The sequence below is a fragment of the Micromonospora sp. HM5-17 genome (genome assembly GCF_003762835.1).
Classification (GTDB): Bacteria; Actinomycetota; Actinomycetes; order Mycobacteriales; family Micromonosporaceae; genus Plantactinospora.
Genome location: NZ_RJWA01000043.1, coordinates 1 through 542, shown reverse-complemented (window position 1 = coordinate 542; position 542 = coordinate 1). Strand labels below are relative to the sequence as shown.

Sequence of the window (542 nt, the reverse complement as noted above, 5' to 3'; positions counted from 1 at the left end):
GGTACGGGTACCGCTGACAGCAGTGCCTGGGTGTACGGATGTGTCGGCCGGTCGTAGATCTCGTCCTCGGCACCGATCTCCACGACCTTCCCGAGGTACATCACCGCCACCCGATCCGCGATATGCCGCACCACCGACAGATCGTGCGCGATGAAGATGTACGACAACCCCAACTCGTCCTGCAGGCGCTCCAACAGATTGATCACCTGCGCCTGGATCGACACGTCCAACGCCGACACCGGCTCATCACACACGATGATCTCCGGCCGCAACGCCAACGCCCGCGCGATCCCGATCCGCTGCCGCTGACCACCCGAGAACTGGTGCGGATACCGGTTGATGTGCTCCGGGTTCAACCCCACCAGATCCAGCAGCTCCTGCACCCGCCGCTTCCGCTCACCCCGCGGCGCCACATCCGGATGAATGTCGAACGGCTCCCCGATGATGTCACCAACCGTCATCCGCGGGTTCAACGACGTGTACGGATCCTGCATCACCATCTGGATGTTCCGCCGCGCACGCCGCAACTCCGCCCCGGAGAG

The 542-nt window shown here is 64.0% G+C and carries 1 protein-coding gene; it reads right to left on the bottom strand.

Annotation, left to right across the window (positions count from 1 at the left end; genetic code table 11):
• Positions 1–542, bottom strand: a 542-nt coding sequence (locus EF879_RS26855; protein ID WP_123563384.1) for an ATP-binding cassette domain-containing protein, incomplete at both ends; no start/stop codon positions are given.